General features: G+C 46.5%; 2 protein-coding genes and 1 pseudogene. All 3 read right to left on the bottom strand.

The features are described 5' to 3' along the window. Positions 1–5,941, bottom strand: a pseudogene (locus ACFIJS_RS08335) (filamentous hemagglutinin N-terminal domain-containing protein); the annotation flags it as partial. Between the two features lie 90 nt (positions 5,942–6,031). Then, the gene (locus tag ACFIJS_RS08330; protein ID WP_375651112.1) at positions 6,032–7,792 is read right to left on the bottom strand and encodes a ShlB/FhaC/HecB family hemolysin secretion/activation protein; all 1,761 of its coding nucleotides are present in this window, start codon (positions 7,790–7,792) and stop codon (positions 6,032–6,034) included. Further along, positions 7,785–7,964: a hypothetical protein gene (locus tag ACFIJS_RS08325; RefSeq protein ID WP_375651111.1), complete on the bottom strand. Its 180-nt coding sequence runs from the start codon at positions 7,962–7,964 to the stop codon at positions 7,785–7,787. Before ACFIJS_RS08325 ends, ACFIJS_RS08330 begins: the two co-directional genes overlap by 8 nt. Between the last annotated feature and the right edge of the window lie 62 nt (positions 7,965–8,026).

Genomic DNA, 8,026 nt, shown 5'->3' with positions numbered 1-8,026 from the left:
TTAGGCAAAGATTGTCCAACACCAGCCATTTCCGTTACTTGGCTGGTTAAGCCCGCCGTTAACATCGACGAGACAATACCCAAAATATTCTTGGAAGAGCCTAACTCATGCAAGGCGCCGGCAATATTGCCGCGATTATTGACAAGAGCCACAGCGCTTTTGTTAATCAGTGCTTGCACACCTGCCTGTATCGCCGCATTCATGGCGGTGCTCGAGCCAAGCCCCAATGCACCGGTAATGGCACCGGCAGCGCTCGAGGCTGCACCGCCCGTAACCGCCGTGACTGCCAATGCCACGAGAGCCGCACCGGCTTCTGTCAATCCTTGGGCTTTATAATCCCAGTCTTTAAACTCAGCCTTCACTGCTTGCCAATCCACTTGCTTGGATAATTCTGGATCATCACGCAGTTGCTTAATCCATGCCATGCCTGGAGAGTGTGACAATTGCTCAAGGGATTTGTCTAAATCACCGGTTGCCCCCCATACTCAACAACAAAGCCATTGCCTGCATCAAGCTTCATGCCACCCTTAGCATCTATGGTGACATGCTCGATGGTCTCCTTAAGGTAACCTTTGTCACCCTCACTCCACCACACAAGGCTTTCATTACGCTGATAAACATCCTTAAAATCTTGATCCTTGTTGGTGAGAAACTTGATCTTCCCCTTATCTGATGCCAAATGCATCTTGCCACCACTTTTTGCCCCTATGGCATCAAGCGTGAGATCCCCATTTTGCGCATGCATGGAGAGGTTGCCCTCTGTTTCTATCGTGGTTTTGTTAGTGGTGACTTCAGTTGATTGTTGACGAAACTTATTTTTTTGTTTCGATTTGTCGCCTTCTTTGCCCCTCAGATCCAAATCAAAACTGTTAACGTCTTGCACCGAAGCCACGTTGAGAGCGCCACCACTGGTGAAATCCCCATTGCTCTTGGCTTTAAACTTTCCCTCAAGGTTCAGTTCACCGCCTGTGACAATGGTCAAATCTCCATCACTGTTGACTTCTGCCAAACGGTGCTCACTGCTTTGGGCGTTATAATGCCCTTTTTCCAATGTTTCCTTATGGTCACTCTCTAGCACTAATGAACCAAACGTAGCAGAACCATCGACAATCACTGTCGTCGATCCACCACTGCTCCATTGCCCACCGCTCATGCTTAAATCGCCAAGGGAGTGAATGTTTAAATCCTGTATAGAAATGATTTGAGCCTGCTGCGCGCTCCGATCAACAAAACCATATTCATTCGTGTCACGGATTTTGGCACTACCATCAATGATTGTCTCAGCATTGAGGGTGATGATATCCCCCAGAATACTCCCTGACGAATTGGCTAAAAGCCCTTGGCTGCTCAGATCTACAGCACCACTGCCAAGCAAAAAACCACCATTATTGAACAACGTTTGCGTGGTCGAAACGTGCAGTGCACCCTCACTCAAGATGGTGCCACTATTGGTAAAACGGTCCGTCTCTATAGTGACGCCATTGCCTTTCAAACGTGCACTGGCAAGGTTTCCTTGCTGTGTTTTTGCCCCATAAACATCTTGTGCTAAAGAAGTGTTTGGTGCCAAATAAACGTGAGGCACTAAGACCTCTTGTCCGTCGACAAGGTGGGTCTCAAGCCAGATCATATCCTTTTTAATCCCAGCAATCTGTTGGGGCGTTAATGGCTTGCCTAGCTCTAACCTCAAAGAACCTTGCTGCTCCACAGCATTGTCATAAAGCCTTTGCATTTGAGCATTAGGATCTTCACCGTCAAGAAGAGTACGATTGCCTGTCAGCTCAAAGATTTGCTCACCCACCAGACGATATTCAAAATAAGCATCCCCCAACCTTTTAAACACGTGCTCAGGCTTATAATTGCCAATCTTTTTTAAGTAATAGTCCGATCCTAAAAATTTGCTTGGGTTGATAAAGTCCTGTCGCGTCTCAACTAAAAACGGCACATCCGGTGATTGGGTCTGGGCCAGTTCTGTCTGGACAGAGCTAAGCCCGTCTTGCGTTGGCACCTGTATAGATTCTGGTGCGGGTGTTTGGATGCTCGGTGCAAAAAGCCCTTTGTGCCCTTTCAAACCATTGATAATGCCATCCAATCGATCATCACTAATCAGTGGTTTGGAACCATCAAAATCGGTGTTTTTAACACCAGCTAAGCCTTTATCGCCAGAGCTTAAGCCAACTTGCTCAACCCCCTCACGCACCGCATGATTGTCAAGAGTGTCTGTAACCTTGGCATCAAGCGTTCCCCCAGCTTCAATCGTGCCATAAACAGTATCATAGGTGCGTTTGGGTGTTTGGGTAAAAGTAGGACCGTCCCATTCGTCTGCACCGTGCGCTATACACCCTGGATTGGTCCACATATTACAGTCTTTATGTCTGTAGCGTGTTTCAGTCACAATCTTGGTTGTTTCGATTAAATCGCGCCCCTCATTGAGCAGCGTATCGCCATGCATCACAATGTTGCCATTGGCAGCAATTAAGCTATAGCTATTGCGGATATCACCGGCATTAATTGTCAGATGACCCCCTACCAAAATCTGTGCCGCATTATTGGTAAAATGAGGCTGCTGACGAATGATCGTGGTGTCGATATTTTTCTTGATCTTTGTGTGTTTATCAACACCTGGAATTTCTTCCCATTCTCCTCGCACGTAACTGTGAGAAACCACTTTATCGGTAACTTCAACCCCGCCTTCACGCATGTTGGTAAGCGCTGAGACATCGAAGGTCATATCGCCTGACACGGCTTCTAAAAGCCCCGAGCTGTTAATCACATGACCAGCCCGCTCTCCACTTAAACCACGGATGATGAGATTGTCTTCAGCAATGACATCGGCAAACTTATTAATAAAATCCCCATCTAAGGAGAAAATGGCAGATTTCTTGGCATAAATCAGCCCACTATTGCTCAGATCACCGCTCACATTGAGCGCAACCCCATCCCCACTTGAACCAATACTGCCGGCATTGTCGAAAACATCTGCGGTTAAAACAAAAGCGCCACCACTTTTGAGTACACCATCTTCACCATTTAAAACCAGAGCAGCTTGCCTCAATGACGGATCATGGTTTGCTGCTATAAGCGTCAAAGTGTCACTGGCTAAAAGCTGACCGGAATTGGCTAAAGACCCGAGAGTTGCTTTAACAACACCGCCCAACATGATACCGAAATTGCTTAAAACATCATGGCTGTTGAGAGTAAATACTCCGCCTTGCGCTTCCACAAGCCCAGCATTTGTAAGTGTGCCTGCCTTCAGCGTTACATCATAGGCGCCAACCTCACTTGTCTCACCCATTGTCAGTATGCCATCACTGGAAAGCTCCACCCACTTTTTAGAAACAATGCGCCCCGTTTGGTTCAGATTTGTTTGCGCACGCACAGCAATGGTATCATTGCTTTCTATTGTGCCGCTATTGCTTAAATCACCATGGCTGGTCAGTTGAAGGTCACCACGCTCAATCTCTATGTGCCCTGCTTGTGTTACACTATCAGCAACAATATTGACTGCCCCTTGCGTGGAAATGAGACCATCAACATTCTCAAAACTGCCCACATCAATGCGCAAACCATTCCGCGCTAAAACATGTGCACCTTCATTATGTGTAGCGTTTTGTTGGTCTGAATTTGTCGTTTCAGCGCTTTTATTGACAAAAGACGTTGCAACAATCTTCATCTCACCGGCTAAAGCACTGAGAAGACCAGCCTCATTGTTTATATGACCAGCACGTGTCTCTTTCAGCCCACCAATGCTGAGAGCCTCTTCAGCAATAATTCTGCCCTGTGTATTGCTCAGATTACCATCACTGAATAGGTCCATAGATTTTTTGGCGTAAATCAGCCCGCTATTGCTGACATCCCCTGCCACATTGAGGGCAACCCCATCACCGCTTGAACCAATACTGCCGACATTGTCCAAAACATCGGCGGTTAAAACAAAAGCGCCACCACTTTGAAGGACCCCTTTGAACGTATTCTTCAGAAAGGCTTGTTGTGGATCGGCGCCTTCTTGTGCGCTTACCATCAGATGCAAACCATCGGTTGCAATAAACGTCCCTTGATTGGTAAATGCACCAATATGGGCATCGACATTCTCACTGCGCATTGTGCCGCTATTGATAACCCCATCACGCACTTGAAGGGTTAATGCTCCCTCATGGGCTTCCACAGTCCCTGCTTGGGTTAAAGCATCAGCACGCAAAACCACATCATGACTTAAAATCGTGCTCTCTTGACCGGTTGTGAGCAGGCCACCCGCTGTCATTGCAACCTGCTGCAGACTGACAATATCACCCGTGTGATTGAGGGCACCATGGGCATCAAGCATTATCTCCCCATTAGACCAGACAGTGCCTTCTTGGATCAGGGCACCGTGATGCGCATAAAGGTCAACTTTTTTCTCTGCCACTAAGCGCGCACGTGATGCAAGCTCTGCTGCTTGCATCAAAAGAGAGCCGCCGGCGCTATAATGACCAGCACCTACAGTGAGCGCATCTTCAGCTTTCAGTACAATATTCCCCTTGGCACCAATATGGTTGTTTAAAGCACTGATTTGATTAGTTTCAATGGTCAGATCGCCAAGGGAAGAAACCCCTGTTTGATCATTGTCTTGCATGCGGCTTAGATCAATTGTTGCTGCTTGGATCTCTAAAAGATCACCGGCGGCTATCCGCCCATTCCCCGCCTCAAGCTTCACTGCCTGTAAATGCAAAGAACCGGTCGCTGACTGTTGACCATCACTCCCAATACCGCTTGCTAGAAGAGCATGAGACTGGAGCTTGATCACATCGGCGTGCACATCAACAACACCGCTTGCTGCAACGCGAGCTTGTTCAGCCAGTTCAACATGCTTCAAAGCCTTCAGTTCAACCGCTTCTTCTGAAAAAAGCAGATCTTGCACATGCACACTGTCGTGGTGGGAGTGAGCTTTCAGTGCACCTTTGGCACGTGCTTTGGCAATCACCAGCTTGCCATCACTTGTCAATCTCATGGCGCCTGCATTGGCAACCATGTCTCCGCGCATCTTAACGCCGGCGCCTTTATCATTGGCAATCACACGGATCTGCCCCGCATACATTCCACCAAACTCACTGGAATCAATCGCCAATTCCGGTTCTTTGCCATCAGAACCAAGAGAAGTTGCTTCGCGCTTGTGATAATCAAAATGATTGTGACCAGCGATAACAGCCAAATCCCCCTTGACTTGAATGGGACCCCCGACACTGATCTTGCGCGAAACAAGATCAAAAATATCTAATGAACGCCCATCAGCCCCACGAGAGCCTATGGTGATATCTCCACCCTCAACACGCAACCCACTCAAAGCCCCATCGGCTCCAAAGATCGGTTGTCCGGTCGATAAAGTCACCCGTGGCGTATTGATAAAGCCACAACCGTTACAGGTAATCCCATTGGGGTTGGCGATAATAACATCCGCCATTTTCCCGTGTACTTCGCTCACGCCTTCAAGACACGAGCGATTGGCACTCACCACTTCATTGAGGATAACCTTTGCCGCACCGCTATAACGCAAATTGCCATTGCCTGGCACCAATCCCCCAAGCTGTGAACGCGAAACCTCCTCAGTCGAATTGTTCAAAATCACGCCATGGGTATCAACATTGAAATTGTCATATTTGTTATGAGAAAGACCCTGTCCATTGGGGCGAACAATATCAATCAGCGGCACATCATTGCCGGCTTTCCCCACCGTGGGGCGGAAAACAGAGCCAACCCCATCAGCTGCTTTAATCCCTTGGCTTTCTTGTGCAACAGGACTTCGCGCTCCAAGCGCCTGTGCTTGCAAAAACAAAGGCTGAAAAGCTAAGCAAAAACTTAAAACCAGTGAAAGCCCCTTGTGGACCCCTCGCTGTAAACTAAAAAGAGCGCGCTGCCCTAACGCGCATACATATCCCAATTTGTGCTGTTGATCTCTCAATCCCCGCATCTTCAGCTCCTCATAAAATTCTCTATCTCTTTAAAAAAACACCCCATATGGGTGTAAACAGCGAGGCGATATTTTTACCGCCCCTTTGCTCTAAAATCTCAATAATGCTCGCACTTGAAATAACCCTGTCGCATTCCCCTTTTCTCGCACTGTCGATTGGGTTAAAATATTCGAATAAGATACATCAACATCCGTAATATCTCCGGTTGCGTGGAAACCAAGAGTTGCCCCAACGAGACTGCCGCCAAAACTGTTTTTGTTTACATCATTGGCCACTGCCCCCAGATCAAGCGCCATATAAGGGGAAAATTGGCTCATAAATTTACGTCCTATTTTCGAAGAAAACCCTGGCAACAACAGCGACAATTCATTGCGCCAAAACACCCCATTATTGCCGTAATAAATCGCCTCACGCACCCCGCGCACAGAGGAACTCCCACCAAGCGATATTTGCTCTGAACTAAACAATGTGTCTGGTGATAATTGTCCTGAAAACAGCGTGTTATAGCGAAAGTTATACTGATTGAGCGAAAAAGAACGCATATAACCTAAGGAAAAAGATAATTTGGAAAATTGCCCTTTAGGTGAATTTTTTGTTGTATTCTCTTGCTCTTTATCGTCATAAGCGCCAAGAATTGCCAACCCTTTATGAAACCCTATATGTGCGCTTAATTTTCCTCCAAGCCACTTGCGCGAATGATCAAGCTCAAGGGTTGCAATAGCTAGTTTACGGCTGGAAACATCAACTCGACTGCCCATAATGAAATTATCAGAATATTTCCATGTCAACCGTCCTGTAATCCAGGTCTTTCCCTCTTGATCACGATCAATAACCCGTGAAATCCACGGTGTCAGCGATAAAGACTTACCCGCAGTCATAATATCGGAAAATATTCCCTTAACACTCGAATGATATTGGCTCCACGTCCCATCAAAACCTGTTGTCCAAGTGCCATAGGGAAGAGAAAAGGAGCCCGTTACCGTATCACTATTGGGACGCTTGTGAGAAAAATGATACGGTCCACCATCCATGGAGCGCTGATAGCTAAACAACCATTGATCATTGATCCCTAACAGATCATCAAAAGAAAGGCTCAAGCGCGTTTGATAAAGCCCTGTTGCTTTAGCGCCAAGATTATCGCTGGAAAGCGTAATAAGCCAAGGTTTCTGTTTTTCAATATGAACATCGAGTATCGAACCACCCGAATTGCACCCCGCACCAAGATTAATGGTGGCTTGGCGTGAGAAAAGCCGATTGATTTGATCAAGCCCTTGCTCTATCTGGCGCAGATTGGTCGGCTTCCCAATAAGGTTTGGAAAAGCCGTGGTGATTTCTCCTTGAAGTCTCCTCTCAACTCTATGCCCATCAAGGGTGATATCTTCCATCACACCTTCAACAACAACAATCTTGAGATAACCGCCGCTTAAATCTTGCTCAGGCAAATAAGCCCGCACCGCAATATAGCCACGCTGCATATAAAGCTTGGTAACGGCTTTGAGCACTTTGTTGATTTCAGAAATCCCCAAACACCGCCCTTCCCAAAAGGAAATGGCATTATGAAGGTCGTTATGAGAAATCAACTGAGCACCAACAAATTCAATGCTTTTGATCAGCAAACAGGTTGTACTAGGCGAAGCACCATAGGGAGATGTGGTATCATCGTCTGGCAAAAAGACCCCATGGGTTTCGTTTCTACGGTGTAATTGCTGAAAACGTTGTTGTTGCGTTTGTTGTCGTTGGATGCTCTCTGATTGATTAATCGCTTTCTCACGAATGTTTTGGGCAAAAATCGGCAACGAGAAAAGGCACAAAATAGCCGCAAAAACAAAAGTGCAAAAAAATCTATGCATTCATTGTGCCCTCAAAGTGAGCAACAAAATGAACCATATCATCAGCGTCACAGAAAAAATCGCCAACCGCGTAACAATTTTTTAATTTTTTGATGAAAATAATACTTCTAAAATCTAAGAGAAAAGCATAGACTGCACTGTATACACCTGCTTTATGTGTTGTGCAAACCATATCATTTCCCCCCGCTTTTGAAGATTGTATAATTACACTGTTAAATGACAATCATACTCTCT

It is taken from the genome of Bartonella sp. OT172YNZD (genome assembly GCF_042193725.1).
GTDB classification, from domain to species: Bacteria; Pseudomonadota; Alphaproteobacteria; order Rhizobiales; family Rhizobiaceae; genus Bartonella; species Bartonella grahamii_A.
The sequence above is the reverse complement of the archived record's forward strand: the minus strand, read 5'-3'. Positions and strand labels throughout refer to the sequence as shown.

What these genes read in the sequence shown, in the direction of transcription:
- ACFIJS_RS08330 (WP_375651112.1), bottom strand. Translation starts at nt 7,792, where the DNA reads ATGCATAGATTTTTTTGCACTTTTGTTTTTGCGGCTATTTTGTGCCTT.
- ACFIJS_RS08325 (WP_375651111.1), bottom strand. Translation starts at nt 7,964, where the DNA reads ATGGTTTGCACAACACATAAAGCAGGTGTATACAGTGCAGTCTATGCT.